At 39.0% G+C, this 22,802-nt stretch carries 22 protein-coding genes and 1 riboswitch; of the genes, 18 read left to right on the plus strand and 4 right to left on the minus strand.

Going from position 1 to position 22,802, the window contains the following annotated elements; all coding sequences use genetic code 11:
• From G8782_RS10415 to G8782_RS10430, 4 genes are all read left to right on the plus strand, one after another.
• A complete protein-coding gene (locus G8782_RS10415) occupies positions 1–1,149 on the plus strand; it encodes a mannitol-1-phosphate 5-dehydrogenase (RefSeq protein WP_172370897.1) in 1,149 nt (382 codons plus the stop codon).
• A gap of 152 nt (positions 1,150–1,301) precedes the next feature.
• A riboswitch (SAM riboswitch) is annotated at positions 1,302–1,406 on the plus strand.
• A 97-nt stretch (positions 1,407–1,503) separates the two neighbouring features.
• A complete protein-coding gene (ssuE, locus tag G8782_RS10420) occupies positions 1,504–2,070 on the plus strand; it encodes an NADPH-dependent FMN reductase (RefSeq protein WP_246231633.1) in 567 nt (188 codons plus the stop codon).
• Positions 2,071–2,089: 19 nt separating this feature from the next.
• Positions 2,090–3,460 (plus strand): LLM class flavin-dependent oxidoreductase, encoded by a 1,371-nt coding sequence (locus G8782_RS10425; protein ID WP_172370898.1) that lies wholly within the window; start codon positions 2,090–2,092, stop codon positions 3,458–3,460.
• A 641-nt stretch (positions 3,461–4,101) separates the two neighbouring features.
• The gene (locus tag G8782_RS10430; RefSeq protein WP_246231634.1) at positions 4,102–4,314 is read left to right on the plus strand and encodes a DUF6366 family protein; all 213 of its coding nucleotides are present in this window, start codon (positions 4,102–4,104) and stop codon (positions 4,312–4,314) included.
• Positions 4,315–4,609: 295 nt separating this feature from the next.
• Here G8782_RS10430 and G8782_RS10435 read toward each other — a convergent pair whose 3' ends face one another.
• Positions 4,610–5,407 (minus strand): histidinol-phosphatase HisJ family protein, encoded by a 798-nt coding sequence (locus G8782_RS10435; RefSeq protein ID WP_172370900.1) that lies wholly within the window; start codon positions 5,405–5,407, stop codon positions 4,610–4,612.
• A 108-nt stretch (positions 5,408–5,515) separates the two neighbouring features.
• Between G8782_RS10435 and hisZ the strand changes: the two genes are divergently transcribed.
• The 9 genes from hisZ (at position 5,516) to G8782_RS10480 (ending at position 13,132) form a co-directional block, all read left to right on the plus strand.
• A complete protein-coding gene (gene hisZ, locus G8782_RS10440; RefSeq protein ID WP_172370901.1) occupies positions 5,516–6,754 on the plus strand; it encodes an ATP phosphoribosyltransferase regulatory subunit in 1,239 nt (412 codons plus the stop codon).
• The gene (hisG, locus tag G8782_RS10445; protein WP_172370902.1) at positions 6,755–7,381 is read left to right on the plus strand and encodes an ATP phosphoribosyltransferase; all 627 of its coding nucleotides are present in this window, start codon (positions 6,755–6,757) and stop codon (positions 7,379–7,381) included. It begins immediately after the preceding gene.
• A 6-nt stretch (positions 7,382–7,387) separates the two neighbouring features.
• The gene (gene hisD / locus G8782_RS10450; RefSeq protein WP_172370903.1) at positions 7,388–8,668 is read left to right on the plus strand and encodes a histidinol dehydrogenase; all 1,281 of its coding nucleotides are present in this window, start codon (positions 7,388–7,390) and stop codon (positions 8,666–8,668) included.
• A 1-nt stretch (position 8,669) separates the two neighbouring features.
• Positions 8,670–9,254 (plus strand): imidazoleglycerol-phosphate dehydratase HisB, encoded by a 585-nt coding sequence (gene hisB / locus G8782_RS10455; RefSeq protein ID WP_172370904.1) that lies wholly within the window; start codon positions 8,670–8,672, stop codon positions 9,252–9,254.
• A gap of 352 nt (positions 9,255–9,606) precedes the next feature.
• Entirely contained in the window at positions 9,607–10,329 is a 723-nt protein-coding gene (gene hisA, locus G8782_RS10460) for a 1-(5-phosphoribosyl)-5-[(5-phosphoribosylamino)methylideneamino]imidazole-4-carboxamide isomerase (RefSeq protein ID WP_172370905.1), read from the plus strand.
• On the plus strand, positions 10,319–11,062 hold the full coding sequence (hisF, locus tag G8782_RS10465) for an imidazole glycerol phosphate synthase subunit HisF (RefSeq protein WP_172370906.1): 744 nt from the start codon (positions 10,319–10,321) through the stop codon (positions 11,060–11,062). The genes hisA and hisF overlap by 11 nt, the downstream gene beginning before the upstream one ends.
• A 13-nt stretch (positions 11,063–11,075) precedes the next feature.
• Positions 11,076–11,693, plus strand: coding sequence for a bifunctional phosphoribosyl-AMP cyclohydrolase/phosphoribosyl-ATP diphosphatase HisIE (gene hisIE, locus G8782_RS10470; protein WP_172370907.1), 618 nt, complete (start codon positions 11,076–11,078; stop codon positions 11,691–11,693).
• A gap of 121 nt (positions 11,694–11,814) precedes the next feature.
• Positions 11,815–12,363, plus strand: coding sequence for a hypothetical protein (locus tag G8782_RS10475; protein WP_172370908.1), 549 nt, complete (start codon positions 11,815–11,817; stop codon positions 12,361–12,363).
• Positions 12,344–13,132, plus strand: a complete 789-nt coding sequence (locus G8782_RS10480; protein WP_484592860.1) for a YhfM domain-containing protein — start codon at positions 12,344–12,346, stop codon at positions 13,130–13,132. The genes G8782_RS10475 and G8782_RS10480 overlap by 20 nt, the downstream gene beginning before the upstream one ends.
• A 66-nt stretch (positions 13,133–13,198) precedes the next feature.
• Here G8782_RS10480 and G8782_RS10485 read toward each other — a convergent pair whose 3' ends face one another.
• The 3 genes from G8782_RS10485 to G8782_RS10495 all read right to left on the minus strand — a co-directional run bounded on the left by G8782_RS10485 (position 13,199) and on the right by G8782_RS10495 (position 15,268).
• Positions 13,199–14,224, minus strand: a complete 1,026-nt coding sequence (locus G8782_RS10485; protein ID WP_172370910.1) for a hypothetical protein — start codon at positions 14,222–14,224, stop codon at positions 13,199–13,201.
• Between the two features lie 245 nt (positions 14,225–14,469).
• The gene (locus tag G8782_RS10490; protein ID WP_172370911.1) at positions 14,470–14,835 is read right to left on the minus strand and encodes a hypothetical protein; all 366 of its coding nucleotides are present in this window, start codon (positions 14,833–14,835) and stop codon (positions 14,470–14,472) included.
• Between the two features lie 115 nt (positions 14,836–14,950).
• A complete protein-coding gene (locus tag G8782_RS10495; protein WP_172370912.1) occupies positions 14,951–15,268 on the minus strand; it encodes a YflT domain-containing protein in 318 nt (105 codons plus the stop codon).
• Positions 15,269–15,625: 357 nt separating this feature from the next.
• Between G8782_RS10495 and G8782_RS10500 the strand changes: the two genes are divergently transcribed.
• From G8782_RS10500 to G8782_RS10520, 5 genes are all read left to right on the plus strand, one after another.
• Positions 15,626–16,636 carry a TAXI family TRAP transporter solute-binding subunit gene (locus tag G8782_RS10500; protein WP_246231635.1) on the plus strand — a complete coding sequence of 337 codons (1,011 nt, stop codon included), beginning with the start codon at positions 15,626–15,628 and terminating at the stop codon, positions 16,634–16,636.
• A gap of 28 nt (positions 16,637–16,664) precedes the next feature.
• Entirely contained in the window at positions 16,665–18,629 is a 1,965-nt protein-coding gene (locus G8782_RS10505; RefSeq protein WP_172370913.1) for a TRAP transporter permease, read from the plus strand.
• A gap of 243 nt (positions 18,630–18,872) precedes the next feature.
• Entirely contained in the window at positions 18,873–19,937 is a 1,065-nt protein-coding gene (gene rlmN / locus G8782_RS10510; RefSeq protein WP_172370914.1) for a dual-specificity RNA methyltransferase RlmN, read from the plus strand.
• Positions 19,938–20,085: 148 nt separating this feature from the next.
• Complete coding sequence (locus G8782_RS10515; protein ID WP_172370915.1) at positions 20,086–22,101, plus strand: penicillin-binding transpeptidase domain-containing protein; 2,016 nt, start codon at positions 20,086–20,088, stop codon at positions 22,099–22,101.
• A 111-nt stretch (positions 22,102–22,212) separates the two neighbouring features.
• The gene (locus tag G8782_RS10520; protein WP_172370916.1) at positions 22,213–22,791 is read left to right on the plus strand and encodes a YusW family protein; all 579 of its coding nucleotides are present in this window, start codon (positions 22,213–22,215) and stop codon (positions 22,789–22,791) included.
• Positions 22,792–22,802 lie beyond the last annotated feature (11 nt).

The raw sequence follows: 22,802 nt of genomic DNA on the forward strand, positions 1-22,802 counted from the left end.
ATGCAAGCAGTGCATTTCGGCGCGGGAAATATCGGAAGAGGTTTTATCGGTAGCTTATTGTATCAATCAGGATATGAGACTTGCTTTATCGATGTGAACAGTGAAATTGTCGACTTGATAAACGAAAAGCAGGAATACATTGTTCAACTTGCAAATGTTACGCAGGATGAATCGATTGTGAAAAATGTTCGGGCCATTAATAGCGCGGTGGATCCTGATCTAGTGATTGAAGCTATCAAGAAGGCTGACCTGGTGACTGCGGCGGTTGGACCGAATATCTTGCCTCATATCGCAGGTCTGCTGGCTAAGGGTCTTCAACAACGTCTGACGCATACTGAAACGCCATTAACAATCATCGCTTGTGAGAACATGATTGGCGGTAGTGCGTTTCTTAAAGAAAAAGTTTATGAACAGTTAAGTGAAGAAGAAAAAACGCTCTTTGACAAGCGTTTTAGCTTTCCCAATGCAGCGGTAGATCGTATCGTCCCAAACGAGGTAAACGAAGACAAGTTACTTGTTAAAGTAGAACCTTTTTATGAGTGGGTTGTGGAAGATGCCGATATTATCGGCGAGAATCCACCTGTTAAAGGAATTACTTTTGTTCAAGATTTAGAGCCGTTCATTGAGAGAAAGCTTTTCACAGTGAATACTGGTCATGCGACTGCAGCGTATTTGGGCTATCAAGCAAATATAGACATCATTCACGAAGCATTAGCTGATGAGACTGTAAAAGCAACTACAGAGAAGGTATTGCAAGAAACGGGCAGACTTCTTGTAGAGAAAAATAAATTCGATGAAGAAGATCATAACGACTATATTCAAAAAATCATTGGCCGTTTTTCTAATCCATTTATTACTGATGTGACGACGAGAGTTGGGCGTTCACCGGTACGTAAATTGCAATCGAATGATCGATTCATCAGCCCCGCGCAGCAGTATTATGATTTGTTTAGTGAAGTTCCTGAGAATTTAGTATCTGCGATTGCAGCTGCATTTCGTTATGATTTCGCGGAGGATCCTGATGCTGTCGAGATTCAAAAAACGATTCGAGAAGAAGGACTAAGTTTTGCAATTGAAAAATATACAGGCTTGAAACCGGGGTCAGTTTTATTTACGTCCATTGAAGATCAATATAGCAAGCTTGGATAAAAACTAGTAGCCGGAAGAGGACACGCTCTTTCGGCTTATTCATGCAAATTAGCATTGAAAACAATAAAACAATTAATTCCGATTGGTTTAATATGTTAAAAACCTTGACAATGACAATGTGACTGTATTATGATTGTTCTAACAACTTCATAAACTTATCAAGAGAAGCTAAGGGACTGGCCCGTTGAAGCTTCAGCAACCTCTGCATAGCAGGAAGGTGCTAATTCCAGCAAGGGTGACTCCTTGGAAGATAAGAGCAATGGAATATTATTTATTCAACCCTCTTTTCTATCGAAAAGGGGGTTTTTTATATTCATTTTATGAAGAATCACAAAAAAAAAGAGAGTAGGCTGAATGATGAGTAGAATTGTTATTATTTCGGGAAGTCCATTGGCGCCATCGCGTACAGATCTCGTTCTTCGCTATGTAGAATCGATATTACAAGAGAAAGGTATTACAGTTGATTATATTGCCGTTCCTGATTTGCCGCCGGAAGATTTGGTCTATGCGCGCTTCAACAGCCCGGCGATCCGAGGTGTTATTGAACGAGTTGAAAATGCGGACGGAATTATTATCGGTTCTCCGGTATATAAGGCATCATACACAGGCGTACTTAAAGCGCTCCTCGATTTGTTGCCGGAAAATGCATTCCGGGATAAACCTGTTTTGCCATTCATGGTCGGTGGAAGTATCGCACATTTGCTGGCGGTTGAATTTTCATTGAAACCTATCATTCATAATTTGAAAGGTGTTTCAACGCAAGGTGTTTTTTTCGAAGATTCTTCAATCGATAAAGAAAGTAGCGGAAATCCGATAAAAGAAACCGATTGCGAATTCAGATTACAAAGCCAATTAGAGGAATTGCTAAATGCGATTGCAGAAAAGCACCGCGCAACTCAATTAGTCGGAAACTTTAGATAAATATGAGGAGGAAGCGACGATGACGAAAAAAAGAATGTATTTAAATGCATTTGAAATGAGCACGGCAGGATTCCAATCACACGCATTATGGAGGCATCCGGAAGATAATACACCGGGATACAAAGATATTGAATACTGGACGCATCTTGCAAAAGTATTAGAAAAAGGCCGCTTCGATGGCGTGTTTCTGGCGGATGTATTAGGCGTATACGATGTCTACAAAGATTCCAGGGATCCAGCAATCATTAATGGCATGCAAGTGCCAGTAAACGACCCGGCTTTTGTGATTCCAGTTATGGCATCAGTCACAAAACATCTTGGCTTTGGATTAACTGCCTCTACAACCTATGACCATCCATACACGTTTGCACGAAAAATGTCTACACTAGACCATTTAACGAAAGGAAGAATCGGATGGAATATCGTAACTTCTTATTTAAATAGTGCTGCAAAAAATATCGGGCTCGATCAACAAACATCTCATGACGAACGTTACGAGAAAGCGGACGAATATATGGAAGTTGTTTATAAATTATGGGAAGCAAGCTGGGAAGACGATGCGGTCGTCGTAGATAAAGAAAAAGGGATTTATACTGACCCTTCTAAAGTCCATGATATAAATCATGATGGCAAATACTATCAAGTGCCGGGCAATCATATATGCGAGCCTTCTCCGCAGCGAACGCCTGTTATTTTCCAAGCAGGAGCGTCTTCGCGAGGTCGAAAGTTTGCGGCCGATCATGCGGAATTAGTGTTTGTATCCTCACCTTCACTCGAGAAAACGAAAGACATTGTTTTGAAGTTCCGTAAAGACATAGTGGATTCGGGTAGACGAGCCGATGATGTAAAGGTGATTACAACCGTTACGCCAATTGTGGCGCCGACATTTGAAGAAGCCATAGCAAAACTTGAAGATTATAAGCAGTATATTAGTCATGAAGCGGCGCTAGCCTTGGTAGGCGGCTGGACGGGTATCAATTTAGATGAACTAGATCCAAACCAAAAAGTCGAGTACATTGAAAATGATGCAATGCGTTCAATTTTACAAGGTTTTGCGGGCATGACAGTCCATGAGATAGCTGAAAAAGTTGCCCTTGGCGGACTCGGAGAATTAATCATCGGTGATCCAGAGCAGATTGCTGATACGCTCGAAGAATGGATGGACTATGCGGATATCGATGGATTTAATATTGTCTATTCAATTACGCCTGGTTCATTTGAAGATTTTGTAGAGCTAGTTGTTCCAGTTCTACAAGAGCGTGGGTTAGTCCGCCGCGAGTATGAGGATGGAACGTTCCGGAATAATTTATTTGGAAGAGACCAACTCTCAGAAGAACATCCAGCAAAACAAGTTCGTAAACAAGTTATTCAAGAAGCTGTTTTAAATTAAGGTTTTTCCGTATGTAGTGGTTTAAGTTTAAGCACTACGCTGGTAGTCATAGAAAAAGTTGAATGATTAAAACATATTACCGGGTACTTGAATGGATTCATTGTTCAAGTACTTGGTTTTTCTCTATATACCACTGATTTTCGTTTCGGGCGGACGCTTTCCTGCGGGCGAGCGCCAAGGGCGGAAAGATATAGTTCAATCTTTCCCTATCGCTTCGTCGCTTCGCTCCTGCGGGGTCTTGGCTGTCTTGCTATTTTCGTGGGGGTCGCCGCCCTACACTACAATCAACTATAAATTTCATTTAATAAAAGTACAAATTAGCAATGCTACATTTTCAATTTATTGAAAATTAAAAATAAAGGTAGGGGAATAAAGATTATTATGGTAAGATTAATGAAAAATGTAGTGCATAACTCTGGAAAATTAAAGTGGTATAAAAGTTGAGTATCAGGTTTAATTAGATAATCTATTATGCGTTAAGGGGGGAATTTTAATGGGATGGGTAATGTTTGTCATAATTGCGTATCTGCCAATTATATATAGAATTCATAGACATCTTGATTATTTGGAGAAAGAAGTAAAAAGATTAAATGGCGGGAATGATCTTTATTAAGGAAGCGCATTCAGAGGGGGTGCATAGTTTGGCAAGTAACAAAGAAACGCCCGAAGAAAAAAGAGAACGATTGAGACAAAGTGAATTGAAAAATAATCCAACAGGTTCATTAAACGATGGGTTAAATAGGGGAAGTAGCGTGAATCTAACTGACTTAGCAGGCGGGCTGGGTTGGAAAGGCATGGGGATACTGATTGTTGTATTAATAGTTGGGTATGTTTTATATAAACTGTTTCTATAATGGATTCACTTAACTGAACATAATAAGAACAGTCTTCCGCAAATGGGCCGTTTTGTTGCATGAATTTTGGTACGTGTTCACGGTCAAGAAAAGCGAAAGGGGCGATATCCAATTTATTTACTTATAACAGCGATCTTGACAGTGTTAATGTTTATAGCAGGATATAAAACTGCGGAAAAGACAAATAAAAAGAGGTGAGTTATTACAGTTGCAGCAGTTACCCCGCAATCGGGCGCGTTTGTAAAAATACAAAAGCCAAATTCCTCGCTAGAAGTAAGGAGGAATTCGGCTTTTTTTATAGTAACCCATCAATCGCATGAAACGTAGGTTGTTGCTGATCAAATGTTGCAATGTAATCGAATCCAACTGACTGCAGCAACTCCAATGATTCTTTGAAATCAAAAGCGATTTCCCCTATGCGGTGTGCATCCGAACCTAGTGTGATGATTTCTCCGCCGCTTTGTTTATAAAGTTTTAACACGTCTTCGCTCGGCATCGTATGAGGCAATCCGTAGCGTACCCCCGATGTATTAATTTCGATTCCTTTCCCCGCAGGAATAATTTCATTGAAGATAGCCGACAATTCATCATGGAAATGCGCTGACGGCTGTTCTTTAGAATAGCGTTTGACTAGATCGACGTGTCCTAATACATTAAATCCTTTAAAGTTTTTCACACAGTCAAAAAGTTCATCATAATAGACTTTGTAGGCTTCTTCAATTGTCCGTCCTTCGAAAATTTCCCCATAATGCAAACTCTTCTTTTCGGTCGTATGCATCGAACAAATGACAAAATCAAATAACTCATTGTCCATTAAAGCCTCATATTTATGTAGTAAGTGGGGCTGTACACCAATTTCAATTCCTTTTTTCAAACGAATTTGTCCATCATATTTCGTTTGCAAACTCGCAATCGTCTCGCTGTATTCGCGTAAATCGAGATCGAAAATAATAGTTTCATCCGGATATTCATAATCGATATGTTCAGTAAAACAAATTTCCTTCAATCCTTTTTCAATGGAACCAACGACCATATCTTCCATTGAAGTAGTGCAGTCCGCAGAAAAATGGCTATGCATATGGTAATCAAACATTAAAATTCCTCCTTGTGTTGACAATCAGTATTTCATATATTATAGTAATAAACAACTTCACTCTAGTAAAGTGGTAAAGTGATTGGTGGAAAGGTGTGAAAATTACGATTGTATAATGATTATAGAATGAATGACCAAAATGTCAAAGACTATCAAAAGTATGAACGTACCATTAAAACAATCAATAAAAGATTTAAAACATATGGTTATGAACGAATTAAAACACCGATGTTTGAACAATACGATCTTTACTCACAAGTAAAAAGCTCCATCAATAAAAGAGAAATGATAAAAATAATTGATCGAACAGGTGATGTATCGGTATTAAGACCGGATATAACGGTTCCGATTACAAAACAATTAGCAGATAACTATCCCGAATTACCGAATGATTTACGCTATTATTACGTACAAGATGTTTTCAGACAATCATTACTAGAAGAGGGCAGTATTGAAGGTACTCAAGCAGGTGTGGAGTATTTTTGTGAAACCTCTGCAGAAGCTGATGCGGAAGTAATTGCACTCGCTTGCCATACATTGAAAGACTTAGGGTTCAGTGATATTAAACTCGAAATAGGCCATGCTAGTTTCTTCCATGAATTTATTCGAATGATAGATTTAGATGCTGCTGATGTGGAGCAGTTAAAGGGTTTAATTCAAGCTAAAAATATTGTTGAACTGGGACCTTTCCTTCGTCAATTCAACATAACTGAAGACATTATCGAAGCGATTGTTACGATTCCGATGTTATACGGGAATCCAGTGGAAGTAAGTGAGCGCGCACGGAAAATAGTCCAAACGGAAAAAATGGACGAAACGCTAGACTATCTGTTAGAAGTATATGAAATTCTTAAATTATACGGATTAGAGAATAATATCGTATTGGATTTAGGGCTTATCAATCATATGGGGTATTATTCGGACGTTATATTTCAAGGGTTTGTCGAGAAATTTGGTAAGCCTGTCTTAATGGGCGGCCGCTACAATCATTTGGGCAATGAATTCGGAGCGGATTTACCGGCAATCGGTTTCGCTTGTGAAGTAGAGTCGCTCCTCAATGCGTTAACAACCGATACAGTGTCACCACGAACACCGATTGATATTAAGTTACTTTACGATGAAGAAAACTTAAAAGAATCCATTCTAATTGCCAATGAATTGCGTGAGCGAAACTATACAGTTTTATCTTATCCGGTAGAAAAAGCATCATCCAATGTACAAAATAGCATTTATCAATTACTGATCACATCTAAAGAAAATATATTCAAATATCGGGATGAACAAACCTCATTCCAATCTTTAAATGAATTACTCAAGTTATTGAACGGCGCGAAAGGAGCAATGTAAGTGGATTATCTAACATTAGCCATTGCGACTGGACGTACGTCAAAACAGGCAATGAAACTACTCGAACAAGCAGGATTGAACTTTCCTGATTATAACAATAAGAGCCGGAAGCTCGTCATTTACGATGAAACAAAAACAGTTAAGTTAATCTTTGTGAAAACAGCAGATTTAACAACATACGTTGAAAAAGGTGCGGCGGATGTCGGGATTATTGGAAAAGACACCATCATGGAAGAACAACCTGATGTCTATGAACTTGTGGATCTTAACTTCGGAAAATGCCAAGTTGTTGTTGCAGGATTTCCAACCCGAAAAATCCGAAACGGAGCTCCTATAACTGTCGCAACAAAGTATCCACTAATTACGAAAGCATTTTTCGATAGAAAAGGGATTCGAGTTGAAACGATAAAACTCAATGGTTCCATCGAATTGGCCCCGCTAATCGGTTTATCCGAAGTGATTGTCGATATTGTTGAAACCGGAACGACATTGAAAGAGAACGGTCTTGTCGTATTGGATAAAATCGTCGATATCAGTGCAAGACTAATTGTCAATAAAGCAAGTTTCGCTACAAAAACGTACCAAATTGAACAGTTTATTTCGAAGTTGAAAGCAGTATTGGAGTGATGATCTTTGAAGATACTTACTGGCGAACAATATAAAGCAGAATTGAAAAATAGCAGTACAACAAGCCTGAATAATGAAGAATTAGATCGAGTTGTTTTGAAAATCATTGAACAGGTTCAAGAAAAAGGCGACGAAGCACTCAAGGATTACACGGCCCAATTTGACAAAGTGGAGCTGGAGACTTTACTCGTTTCAGAACAAGAAATGATTGAAGCCAGAACGCTTGTCAGTGAGGATTTTATTCTTGCAATCAAGAAGGCCCATGAAAATATAAAAGCTTTTCATGAGGAACAAACAGAAAAGTCTTGGTTTACAACGAAAGAAAGCGGTATTTTACTTGGTCAAAAAATTACGCCTCTCGCGAGTGCAGGAATCTATGTGCCCGGTGGTAAAGCTTCCTATCCTTCAACCGTCTTGATGAATGCGATTCCTGCAAAAATAGCTGGGGTAAAAAAGATTGTTATCACGACGCCAGCAGGGAGAGACGGGAAAATCAATCCGCATGTTCTTGTTGCTGCTGCTGAAGTCGGGATTGAAACGATTTATAAAGTTGGTGGTGCACAAGCTATCGCGGCATTGGCATATGGGACGGAGACGGTGCAAAAAGTTGCGAAGATTGTTGGCCCTGGAAATGCTTACGTTGCACGTGCGAAAAAGTGGGTGTTCGGAGATGTCGCGATTGATATGATCGCCGGTCCGAGTGAAATTTGTGTCGTTGCGGATGAAACCGCAGTTCCTCGCTACGTGGCTGCAGATTTATTGTCGCAAGCGGAGCATGATGAACAAGCGACAGCCGTTTGCATTACGACAAGTCAATCATTTGCTGAGGAATTAAAGTTAGAAGTAGAAAAACAAACGGCTTTATTAGAACGAAAATCGATTATTGAAAAGTCGATTGCTGATAATGGACGGATTGTACTCGTTGATACATTAAATAAAGCATTTGAATTGGTCAATAAACTTGCGCCAGAACATTTACAACTAATGATTGTAAATCCGATGGAACAAATGCAATTCATTGAAAATGCAGGCGCAATTTTCTTAGGGAACCACTCACCAGAAGCGTTAGGTGATTACATAGCAGGTCCAAATCATACATTGCCGACTAGTGGAACATCAACTTTTTCATCGCCACTCGGCGTGTATGACTTCATTAAACGATCAAGCATCATTCATTATTCCGAGCAAGCTTTACAGTCTGTAACAGATGATATTATAACTTTGGCAAATGCAGAAGGGTTATCGGCCCATGCAAATTCAATTGCGATTCGAAAGGCGGAAAAATAAAATGCGTAGTGCATCAATTTCAAGAGCAACAGCTGAAACATCGATTTCAATGGATTTTTCAATTGATGGGAGTGGGGTAACGGATATACAAACAGGTGTCGGTTTTTTTGATCATATGCTGACTTTGTTTACGAAGCACGGTTTATTCGACTTGAAGGTTGCGTGTGATGGCGATATTGAGGTTGACCAACATCATACCGTCGAAGATATCGGAATCGTATTGGGGCAAGCATTTAATGAAAGCATTGGAACAAAAGAAGGAATTGACAGGTATGCGAATGTGACGATTCCGATGGATGAAGCCTTGTCAACCGTGTCGATTGATATTAGCGGGCGTCCATTTTTCGTTTACCATGTTGAAGGGTTGAAAGATAAGGTAGGGCAGTTTGATACGGAATTAGTGGAAGAGTTTTTTCAAGCGTTCGTCAGCCATGCAAAAGTGACGTTACATATTAACCTACAGTATGGAAAAAACACTCACCATATAATTGAATCGATTTTCAAAGCTTTCGGCCGCGCGTTAAGTGCAGCTAGTAAGATTAACCCGGATGTTAAAGGGATTCCATCGACAAAAGGATTGCTATGAATCTCAAAAGAAATTTGTATTATATCTAGGTAAGAAATTCACTTAAATTATGATAAACGCTATTTATTGATTGGAGTGGAAGGCGACGACTCCAGCGGGAAAAGCGAGACAGTCGAGACCCTGGACTAAGCGTAGCGAAAGCCGTGACGAAGAACGGCTTTTGCGAACGAAAAGCGAAGCGTTTGGGAGCATAGATATAAAGGCTGTAAAATTTTGCAAAGACCGCAAAATTATACAAATCGAACTCTTCGTTGTTCGATTGGCTCGGCCTCGCCCGCGGAAAGCGTTCGTCTGGAACGGAAATCAGCGCTATACAATTTTATACTATTAATCCGAAAGAAGGCGATTGTACGTGATTCTTTTTCCAGCAATTGATATTCGAAATGCTAAGTGTGTTCGATTAATACAAGGTGATTATGATCAAGAAATTATATACGGTGATTCACCGACTGAAATGGCGCTGCTATGGGAGAAGCAAGGGGCGGAATACATACATATTGTTGATCTTGATGGTGCGAAAACTGGTGATTCTACAAATCGACTCGCAATCCAAGCTATTGCAAAAGCTGTTTCAATTCCAATCCAAGTCGGCGGCGGAATCCGATCAATGGATATTATTGATGAGCACATTGAAAATGGTGTCAGTCGAATTATTATTGGGACGGCTGCCATCACAAATCGTCCATTTTTGGAAGAGGCAGTTAAAAAATACGGTGATCAAATCGCTGTTTCAATCGATGCCCGTAACGGATTAGTCGCTACAGATGGTTGGACCGAGACAAGTGATACATTAGCCACCGACTTAATAAAAGATTTAGCTGAAATCGGCGTGAAAACAGTCGTTTACACAGATATATTAAAGGACGGCATGATGCAAGGACCGAACTTTCGAGAACTAAAAGAAATAAATGCTGCATCATCAATCGATATTATTGCTTCAGGCGGCGTTACCACTAAAAATGATTTCGAACTGTTAAAAGAGATGGATCTTTACGGAGCCATAATGGGCAAAGCACTTTATGAAGGCACTGTTACGATAGACGAACTTCTGGGAGGAAACGAGAATGACCAGTAAACGAATTATTCCATGTTTAGATGTTGATAAAGGCAAAGTCGTCAAAGGCCGGAAGTTTGAAAACATTAAAGAAGTCGCTGAACCAATTGATTTGGCTAGAAAATATGTAGCAGACGGTGCAGATGAACTTGTGTTTTATGATATTACAGCGTCCACGGATAATCGCCCATTATTTTTAGAAACGATTGCTACAATCGCGAAAGAAGTTCCGATTCCTTTCATCGTCGGCGGGGGCATTCGAACGCTCGAAGACATACAAAACTTATTAGATTTAGGAACGGACAAAGTATCAATCAATAGTTCCGCACTAGAAAACCCTCAATTTATAAAAGAAGCTGCAAACAAATTTGGTTCTGAAAGAGTTATTTTATCGATGGATGTTAAAAGAGTCGGTCCTTCTAAATGGCATGTATTTAGTAAAGGCGGAAGAGTAGATACGGGCTTAGATGCCATAGAGTGGGCGATTCAAGGAGAACAGCTCGGCGCGGGTGAACTAGTTGTCAACAGTATCGATGGAGACGGCGAGAAGGAAGGTTATGACCTTGAGCTGAATCGCACGATAGCCGATGCAGTCAGTATTCCCATTGTGGCGAGCGGCGGGGCAGGGAAGATGGAAGACTTCGATAAAGTCTTAACAGAAGGGAAAGCCGATGCAGCACTTGCAGCCTCCGTTTTTCACTACAATGAAATCAACATCCGTACTTTAAAAGATTATTTGAAAACTAACGAGTAAGGACTGATGGACAATGACAATAGAAATTGAATCTGTTTCATTCGATGAAAAAGGACTCGTTCCAGCTATCGTACAAGATAGCCAATCTGGAAAGGTCTTAATGTTAGCGTATATGAATGAAGATGCGTTAACAAAAACAATTGAAACAAAAGAAACTTGGTTCTTCAGTCGATCCCGCCAAGAATTATGGCATAAAGGGGCAACATCTGGAAACCGTCAAATTGTGAAGCAACTCTCATTTGATTGCGATAGCGATGCGGTACTCGTCCAAGTCGAACCGATGGGACCTGCTTGCCACACAGGCGAGACGTCTTGCTTTTATAAAACGGGTTTCGAAAGTGAAACCTCAAATCGCGAAATCGTGCACGAAATCATCTCTGAAATCAAAAATCGCCGTGTGAATCCGGTCGAAGGATCATACACATCCTATCTTTTCCGAGAAGGAATCGATAAAGTGCTCAAAAAAGTCGGCGAAGAATCGAGCGAGGTAATTATCGGTGCAAAAAATGAAGATAAAGCTGAATTAACGAGTGAACTCGCTGACCTACTTTATCATTCCCTCGTACTAATGGAGATTGCTGATGTGAGTTTGTCTGATATAAAAGACGAACTACTAAAAAGGCGCGCATAATCTTAACGAAACCACTTACTGGGTTAATATCTTGTAAGTGGTTATTTTTTGTCTATTTACATATCGGTAGAACTATTAGAATATATGGTATAGAGAGAATATAAGGGATGGAGTGATAAAATTGGGCAAGGTTTATGAGACAAGGCATGTATTTATGGCAATTGCAATCGTTGTCCTGCTTATTTCTCCGATTCTCCTCTTAATCACACCGTCGATTGTTGCAGATAGCTTGTATTACTCGCCTGATAATTGGGATGTCATCGTACCAGGAGAAGGATATGTCCTCTACGTCATTGCTTTTCTACTATTAGTGTTATCTCCGGCAATTCTTTTCTTTTTAGATATTAACAAGACTTCAATTATTTTTAGCATTATTTTAATACTGGCCAGCGGTTTTTCCTTCTATTTTGCGTCAGCAACCTTTACGGCCTTATCAAATGATTCCATCTCATATAGAACCCTTTTTGCTACAGAAAAGCACATCTATAATTGGGATGAAATAGAAAAAGCTGTTTATTACGATCGTCTACCTGGCGATGGTTTCTCCAACTATGAATTTATTTTCAACGATGGCAATAGCATGAAGTTAACCGAAACGGGCCATGTAAAAGAACATAGCAGCAGTATACGCGGGATGGTCATTGTTGAATATGTATTGGAAGAAAAATAAACAGCAGTTGGAAGGGGAGAAGGAATTGAGACATAAATATGTTTTAATAGCATTATTCATTTTGGTTTTGTCCAGTTTGTCAGCCTGTAGTGACAAGAAAATGGGGAATCCTGTAATTGAAAATTCTTCAATTGAAATCGGTACAACACAAAATCCTAATGATGGTTTATTGCATTTCCTCATACAAATTCACGATTCCGGAATGGAACCAGATCAAGAATACAAAGTTAGATTTGTCATTCAAAATCCTTATATTAGTGATTTGATTGAAACGGAAAAACTCGAAATTCCTGAAACTTATAAAACATTGCATGTAGAAAATGCTATTCTAACGGGTAGTTCTTGGGAAATAAAAAAAGAATTTACACTAGATGAATTAAAAAAATCTATTAAAAAGAATCAAGCTATCATTGTAGAACTTTATGATGAGAATCGTACGATCGCCCAAGAAGTCATTACAACTATTAAAGATAACAGAGGAGAGCCTATAGTAAAAGTTAACTCAGAAGCAAAAATGGAACAGATAGAACTAAAAGAAACAAATGAAATAGCTATATTCGGTGAAGCAGTGAGAGATTCGATCGAAGAACCAGGTATTGTCGATATCATAAATCCTCCATATAAATTCAATCTTGGTGAAGAATCTTACTTTCTTTGGATTACAGAAGATGATGGATATATTATGAACTCCGAAGACACTCATACTATCTACTCGCTTTCAAATCGTTCATTTAAAAAGGTTAAGGAGTTTATCGTTAATAAAGATTGAATACTCTTTATCGCAAAATAAAAACACCTCTTCAAATTGATTTATACAATTTGAAGAGGTGTTTGTTCATTCGTCAATATACTCGCCGTGAAGTTGTTTTCTATTCTTCTCGAGTAGTTTATCGAAATAGGAAGGTGATTTTTCGTTTGGTTGCGGGGAATCGTCAATTTTCTTACGAGTAGAGTTTTCGACTATTTTTTTGTAGATGACCTGATTTAATACAGATAGAAGTTGCGCTTTAACAAAGGCTTTGTTTTCGTCTCGAACTGAATATTGAACTTGAACTGGTATCTCGTCTCTATCAAGTTTGCTTTCGTTCAGGATTTGAGGTTGTTTGAACTCGTCTTCAAGAGCATGATTATAGCCTTCTTTTTTATCGGTTTCTTTAATGATAAAATGCAAAATCGTAAACCATTGTTCAATATCATTTTGGGCTCTTCGATATTCAGGTGTGTTTTTATTCAAACTTGAATTTGAATCGGTATAAAAACGAACAATCTGTATAGGTCTTACTAGGTCTTTCATAATTAGTTTAAGTTCCATAGACTGAATGCGTTCACTGTTTGAAGTTTTTTTGGGAGGATCGTCGTTTATTGGTTCAAGTTCATTCAATAATATTCTAGCTGACTGTGATTGCCTTGACACTGTTGAAATTGATGAGCTGTCTTCTATAATCTGAATCGCCAAAAGAGCGGAATACGGATAGTCAAACATCTGATAAGACATCCCGATTGAAACGTCTTTAATTGTCTGTACTTCATTATTTTCGGGAACCCAAAAATAGATGCGTTTATTTATATCATCTACCACGATCTTTGATAATAAATCATAAGAAACATAGGATTGGGTTTCATGATAATTTCCGGCTTCGGGCAACAACGTCGAAAGTTGATGCTTTTGCTTCGCTTTTCTATTGACCTCCATAAGCGCCACAATTACCCATAAAATAACCGTGATGATTGCAAAAAGACCGAGATATATGAAGGCTGATAGAACCGATTGATTAAATAGGAGATAAATAAACAATGAAACCCCGATAATTGGCGAAAGACACCCAAGTGCAAAAAATGAGTTCGATAATTTAGTTGGCACAGACTACACCTCGATTTACTAATGATAAATACTATACGAATAGCGGGACGGATAGTTCCAAAATATAAAACATCGTAAAAAATAGAATAGTATTAATGACAACAAATGCATTGGGGGTAATAGGGATTTTCTGTTTTGGAGTTAATGCTCTTCTATATGGGGAAAGAGTAAAATAACTGGTGACCATATATAATAACCATCGCCTATCTAATTCCGAAAGCGGAATAGGGTAGGCGATTTCTCGTTTACTTTTTAGTTAATAACCGTACAGCGAATTGGACAATCAGTGCTAAGCCGAGCCCAAACGATGTGATAATAAATAAGGACAAAATGCCGATTAAATCACCTTGACCATTAATGTCTTGTATATAGCTTCGAAACAACTCGAAAAAAGCGATGACAAAAACAGCGCAAAATATATAAAAAGCAATCCTTAATTTATAAAATAACAAAGCGGAGAAAGCAATTCCGATGATTAGGCTGAAAACCGAAAAAGCAATAAAGTTTAAAATTTCGACGTCATGACCTAAAACATTTCGAACCCCGACAACTAATAGGACAAAAGTTGTTAAACCCGCAACGATTCCTACTTTACCAAAGTTATTTTCCACCAAGCGCACCTACCTTCTAATCTATGATACCGAATTACCGTGTACATTTGAACAAAAATGGTTGAAATAACAAAAACCCCACTCGATTATGAGTGGGGCGAATGCTAGTTTTTAATTAGTCTCTTTTTGCGATAATAACCAGTTTTCCGTGATCCAATTCTTTTTCGGCATCGTCTGCTTCTTCAGCGGTCAATCCAGCGGCTTCCATTTGACTGCGTAATTCATCTCCGCGAGAGGATACTAAGTTTTTCATGCTATTGAGGAAACCTTGTTCCTTCATGCCAACTTCTTCGGTATCCAATGCCTCTGAAATATCTTCTTCTCTTTGCTTATAATGTGCAAAGATATAAATGTCATCACGTGAATAGCCTTGCATTTCCAATTTCTCAACTTCTGCTTTTGCTTGAACTGCATTTTCTACGATAGATTTCATAGTATATATTCCCTCCAATTTTATTTCTTACTTTTTATATACCAACATTTCACTGACTTTAAACAACTATAAAACGAATAACCGAGTATGAAATGAATTACTAATTCATATTTTAATAGAATAAAGAATTAGTCAACAGCATATCAAGTAGAAGAATCCCGAGATTTAAGAAGAATATCCCTTTTTATAATAAAACCTAATCTGATTATACGGAAAAATCGTTGTATTTAAAAAGTTTAATAGTATAATCTATAATAAGCTACTATCTTTCGGTAGGCACTTACAGTCGATCAGCATTATCTCCAAGAGTACAAGCTTACTGGGGTTGTAGGAAATATACTACGAGGGGGAATTCAGTTGAACAAGACGAAAATGCGTGCCTTATTATTTCTAGTCATTGGTTTACTTGTTGTTCTTTCTGCCTGTAATGGTGGATCTGGAGGCAAGAAAAATATTGCGATCGGACCGCCAGCGAGTGAAACGAATAACGTATCGAAACTCATATTAAAAGCCTATGGTATCGAAGACGGGGACTATAATAAGTTCCAAGAAGGCTTTGGCGACGCAGCGGACGGCGTTCAAGATGGAAATATCGATGTTTCGATCGGGATTCTGGGATTGCCGGCAGGCAGTATCGAAAGTCTACAAGCTTCTTCCAAAGATGTAAAAATGCTAAGTCTTTCTGATGAAGCAATTAAGTACATCGAGGAGAATTCAGGGTACAGACGCTTGACGATTCCGAAAGATACGTATGATTTCTTGACAGAAGATGTTGAAACTGTAACCGCGTACGCAGTTTTAATGGGCAACACAGATACGATTGACGAAGAGCTCGGATATCAATTGGCGAAAATCATGGTTGAAAATGCAAGTGAAAACACGCATGATCAAGCTAAACAAATGACACTTGAAAATGCGCTTCGCGGTGCTGAAGGGTTATTAATCCATCCTGGAGCAAAAAAATACTATGAAGAACAAGGGCTGACTGTTGATAACGAAGTAGCAGAGCTAACGGCAAATGAAAGCGACCGAAAAACTGAATTTATCCTCGGAACAGGAAGTCAGGGGGGGACGTATTACCCGCTTGGTGGAGAAATGGCTACCATTTGGAATAAACATATCGACGGCATTAACGTGACGAATACAGAAACAGGCGCTTCAGTGGAAAACTTGGCAAGCATTCGTGATGGTAATATGGATTTAGGAATGGCGGTTCATGTACCAGCGGGCCAAGCATTAAAAGGCGAGGCGGACTTCAAAGATAATGAAGTAAAGAATGCAGCATTCATCGGGCATATTTATCCAGAGGTCATTCAAATCATTACAAGAGAAAAAACTAAAATTGAAAGCCTTGACGATCTAAAATAATTATAGCGATAGAGAGGGGATACGCGACATGAAAAATGTTCAGCAAGTCGATGCACAAGCAATCCTTGAAAAGTATGATAAGGAAAATCAATTTCGTACTCAAATTGGAAAATGGGCGTGGGTCGTAACATTTCTCGGCGTCGCGTTGACAATCTTTCATTTGTATACGGGTTATTCGGGAACACTTCCCACGCAGAAACAAGGGGCAATTCATCTTGGCACGGCATTAGGAATTATATTTCTCCTATACCCAGCCAAAAGAGCCTGGATGAAAACGCAAAAAACCGTTCCTTGGTACGATGTAGTCCTTGCTTTTTCTGCAATGTATGTGGCATACCATAAAATAATTTTTTTCGATTCGATTTTACAAAGTCGCATATCGGGTTACAGCATGCCCGATGTCATTATTTCAATCCTCGGCATCCTTCTCGTTCTTGAAGCGACGAGAAGGACTGTCGGTTTGCCGATTGTTATTGTGGCGAGTGTGGCCATGTTGTACGCAGTTTTCGGTAAATGGATACCGACACAAATTTTATCGCATCCTGGATTTGCAATTGAACGACTCGGACCGAATCTTTGGTTCCAAGAGAGTGGTGTTTTTGGAACACCGATTCAAATTTCGGCAAAGTTCATCTATCTCTTTTTATTTTTCGGGGTTATTTTAGTTCACACCCCGATTGGCAAGTTCTTTAATGATATCGCTTTCGCGTTGACCGGCCGTTATACTGGTGGAACAGCGAAGGCGGCGGTTGTAGCAAGTGCATTACAAGGAACTGTCTCTGGTAGTTCAGTAGGTAATACAGTTGCATCTGGATCATTTACAATTCCAATGATGAAAAAAGCTGGTTTCACGCCGGAATTTGCGGGTGCTACAGAAGCTTCTGCATCAACTGGCGGACAAATCATGCCGCCCATGATGGGTGCTGCAGCTTTTATCATGATGGAGTATTTGGGTGTTTCATACGCAACGATTATGTTGGCTGCACTCGTCCCAGCTATCCTTTATTTCACAGGTATATTTATCGGGACTCATTTTGAAGCGAAAAGATTAAAAATTTACGGAATGCCAAAAGATAAATTGCCTATATTTAAGGACTTGATGGTTAAAAACGGCTATATGCTTATTCCGTTATTCGTGATCATCGGGACGATCATGATCGGGTATACGCCGCAGCGTGCAGCTTTATACGGGATACTATCAGCATTTCTCGTAGCTTATGTACGTAAAGAATCTCGAATGAATATACGCGAAATTGTAAATGTATTAGAGCAAGGAGCCAGAGTTGCGCTTCCGGTTATTGCTGCCGTTGCAACTGCCGGAGTTATAGCGGGAGTAGTCAGCATTACTGGGCTAGGCTCCAAATTCGCGGCAGGGGTAATCGCATTATCACAAGGACATCTTCTATTTGCACTGTTCTTCACGATGGTTGCTTGTATCGTGCTTGGCATGGGTCTGCCAACGACAGCAAATTATGTAGTGACAGCAACGATTGCTGCACCTGTGCTTATTAATGATTTTGCGGTCACGCCGCTAGCCGCGCATATGTTTGTTTTCTATTTTGGTATCGTTGCAGATATCACGCCTCCTGTTTGTTTAGCGGCATATGCGGGAGCTGGAATAGCGAAAGGAAATCCATTTAAAACTGGGGTTACTGCTGTAAAACTAGCCATAGCAGCGTTCATTATTCCGTATATATTTATCTACAATCCAATACTTGTGCTTGTCGATGCGACTCCGCTTAAATTATTACTGGCAGTAACAACTGCAATTTTAGGCATGATAGGTGTGAGTAGTGCGGTTATTGGTTACTTTGCTAGAAGTTCAAGAATATGGGAACGAGTTGCTTTATTTGGAGGGGGACTAATGTTAATCGTCCCTGAATTAATGACTAGTGCAATTGGATTCGTTTTACTTGCAGCAATTTGGTTTATTCAATCAAGAAGACCTGATGAAGCTAAAGACGAATTGGAATCGAGCGCCATAACAGTATAAGATAGGAAGCTAATCCGTATCGGGTTAGCTTTTTCTTCGTCAAAGATAAAAGATCGGAGGATAATTTCATGAAACAAAGTGAAGTGCTATCTGGCTTTCAAACTTATTTCCCGGTTGTTTGAATCTCCGCTTCTACTTCAAATTCCTCCTCTCTAAAATCCACTTAGCAAAATAAACTTGTTCCATTTCAAGGAATAAAGTAGTATAATGAATGGATTGTAATTTTTGAAATGAGGAAGCGAAATGAAGAAATCAATTTATGGTTTAACACCAGAGCAGTTATCTGAATGGTTAATTGAACGCGGTCAAAAAAGATTTCGTGCTGAACAAATATGGGACTGGCTTTATAAAAAACGTGTGACGAATTTTACTGATATGAAAAATATAAATAAAGATTGCATCGAGCAATTAGAAGAAGAGTTTGTCATTCAAACATTGGAACAGACTGTCAAACAGGAGTCTGCGGATGGAACGATAAAGTTTTTATTTAAAATGCAAGATGGCAACTTGATCGAAACGGTTTTGATGAAATTTCCGTATGGTTATTCAGTTTGTGTAACGACTCAAGTTGGCTGTAACATTGGTTGCAGTTTTTGCGCGAGCGGGCTGCTTAAAAAGAGCCGCGATTTAGTTGGCGGTGAAATTGTCGAGCAAATTATGAAAGTCCAACAACATTTAGACGATAAAGGTTTAAATGAGCGTGTCAGTCATATCGTTGTTATGGGGATTGGCGAACCATTCGACAATTATACGAACTTGATGGATTTCTTGCGTGTCGTCAATGCGCAAAAAGGTCTTGGAATCGGCGCTCGTCATATTACCGTTTCCACAAGCGGACTAGCACATAAAATTAGAGACTTTGCAGATGAGAATTTACAAGTGAATTTGGCTGTTTCATTGCATGCGCCGAATGATGAGCTTCGTACAAGCATCATGAAAATTAATCGAGCATTCCCGATCGATAAATTAATGTCATCGATCGATTATTACTTGGAAACGACAAATCGTCGAATCACATTTGAATATATTCTATTGAGTGATGTCAATGATCATGTTGAAGAGGCGAAGCAACTTGCAAGGTTGCTTGCCAATAAACGTCATTTGTCCTATGTGAACTTGATTCCCTATAATCCTGTCGACGAGCATGGCCAGTATAGTCGGAGCACGCCGGAAGCGATTAAGGCATTCTACGAAACATTAAAGAATGCGGGTATTAATTGCGGAGTCCGTCACGAGCAAGGAACCGATATTGATGCGGCTTGCGGGCAATTAAGAAGTAAACAAATTAAAAAAGCGAAAGCTATTTAATTCATCAACCGGTACATCAAGTATTATGTAAAAACTTGATGTATCGTTTTTTTATGATAATTAATCTAACTTTTGCGAACAATTTAGTTATGCCTAAATCTATTACTTTGTTATCATATAAGTAGAAGGGTAAAAGGAGGTATGTTGGATGAAGAAACATGTTATTATTTTACTATTTTTGATTTTGCTAATTTCCGCTTGCACGAAAAAAGAAGAAAAAGAAATAACGCCGCTTGATCGATTAGGGGAGTATGTCGATTTATGGAGTAAGGCTGAATTCACAAAAATGTATGATGAATTTATTGAGGAACGCTCGAAAGAAGCCTTTGGTAAAGAACAGTTTGTAGATCGAACCGAATTACTTTATAAAGATTTGGGCATCAAAGACGTCATCGTTGAATTTGACAAACCTGAAGCCGAAGAAGAAGTATATAACAAGGAAGAAAGTTATACGTATCCGGTTCGTATTAAAATGGAAACAATCGCAGGTCCTATAGAGTTTGAGAAGGATGTTGCGCTTGTGAATGAAGTGCGTGATGAAAAAGACAACTGGTATATCCAATGGGATCCATCATTCACTCTCCCGGATTTAATGAAACAGGACAAGGTCGGTGTTTCGATAATTCCATCAAATCGTGGCGAAATCTTTGATCGAAATGATAATGCCATTGCAATTAATGGATCAGGTATTGAAGTAGGTATCGTTCCTGAACAATTTGACATAGATGAGAACGCGGAAAAACTGGCCAATATCCTCGGAACAACTTCAGAATTCATCGATAAACAACTGAACCAAAGCTGGGTTCTACCGAATCATTTCGTTCCAATAAAAAAATTAGCATTCACCCAAGAAGCAATTTACGATGAAGCAAAACAAATCGCCGGTGTAGAATCTAAGAAAACAGATCTAAGAGAATATCCATACGCGGGCGCATTATCCCATTTGATAGGCTATATTGGTCGTATAAATGCAGATGAATTAGAAGAGCTTAAGGATGAAGGATACGCGGAGTCTGATGTGGTTGGTAAGCGCGGGTTAGAACAACTTCTCGAAGAACAGCTTCGAGGTGAAGACGGCGTTCGAATTTATATTGAAAAAACAGACCATAATGCTGAAAAAATTATCATTGCTGAAAAAACTGCAGTAGACGGGAAAAAAATCACTTTAACAATTGATGCGGAACTGCAGAAGACAACATTTGAAGCAATGAACCATGAACCGGGAACAGCTGCGGTCATCAATCCGGAAACGGGAGAAACCCTGGTTTTAGCAAGTTCGCCCGCATTCGATCCAAATGAATTTGCAATTGGTGTCAGTGCATCACGCTATAACGAATTAACCGAGGATCCCAATCAGCCGCTCTTAAATAGATTTGCGGCAACTTATGCACCCGGATCCGCAATAAAACCTGTCACAGCAGCGATTGGTTTGGCAGCCGGTACGCTTAAACCAGAGAAGGGACATACAATAAACGATAACAAATGGCAAAAGGATAGTTCATGGGGAAATTTCAAAGTATCGAGATTATACAGTCCTCCAAATCCAGTCGATTTGCAAAAGGCGCTTGTCTACTCAGATAATATCTATTTTGCGATGGAAGCATTGTCCATGGGAAAGGATCAATTCGTTGAAGGGTTTACAAAATTTGGTTTTGGTGAAGTGATTCCTTTTAGTTATCCACTTCGGAAGTCACAAATCTCAAATGATGGAAAGATTGCATCAGAGGGTCAACTTGCAGATACATCATTTGGACAAGGTCAAATGTTAATGAATATCGTTCATTTAGCTACCAGTTACGCACCGATTATCACTGACGGGAAGATGTTTAAACCGATTTTATTTGAAGATGAACCAAAAAGTGAAGTGTGGAAAGAAGGGTTGATTTCTCCTGAAAATGCGTCAATCCTACGGAAGGATTTACGAGAAATCGTCGTAAAAGGTTCTGCCAAAGATGCGGATATTCCTTCAATTAAGATCTCAGGTAAGACAGGTACGGCGGAACTAAAATCTTCACAGAACGAATCGGGTAAAGAAAATGGTTTCTTTGTCGCTTATCCTACAGAGGACATGTCATACATTTTTGCTATGATGATTGAAGGAGTAGAAGATCAGGGTGGCAGTTCGCATGTCGTAAAAAAAGTTGCCGAAGTGATGTCAAAATAAAAACAGTAAAGTAGCAAATTCCATTGTGACGATGGATATTTGCTATTTTTTTGATTCAATGTGTAAAAAGAGGTCAATCGGGGAAGAAATGACAAAGAGGAGGTCGATAAAATGAAAAAAATATTTCTTTTAATCGCAGTGTTGGCACTTTCATTAGTTGTTGTCGCTTGTGGAGCTGCTAATAAAAACAATAATCAAACACAAGATAAACAAAATGTTGAAGACAACAACAATGATGTTACAAATGGAACTGCTGGGAATGCAGGAACGGATGGAAATGCGGGAACAAATGGTACAGACAAAAATACTGGAGCAAACACAAATAAACAAACAAATGCAGAAAATTCTGAAGGCCTTGCCAAAATGGATGAACTTGATTACTTGGAATTCAATCTTGATATTGAATATGGAACACAAGATGAATATGACGTAGAACTTGAAAGAAACAAGGATGGCACGATTGAAGCAGAAATTGAGGATTCAATCAACGGGGTAAGGAAAGAAGGAACCGATGCTTTTAATGAGCTCTATCCATTGGTGAAGAAACTGACAATTGACCAACAGACGAGCAAAGAAGATGCGATTACAGAAGTACTAGACGTTTTCAACTTGAAAAATGATTACACTAAATTCGAAGTGGATATCACGTTTAAAGATGGAACGAAAATCGAATTTGTAGATACTAAATAATAACCAACTGC

The organism is Sporosarcina jiandibaonis (genome assembly GCF_013184495.1).
In the GTDB taxonomy this organism is placed as follows: domain Bacteria; phylum Bacillota; class Bacilli; order Bacillales_A; family Planococcaceae; genus Sporosarcina; species Sporosarcina jiandibaonis.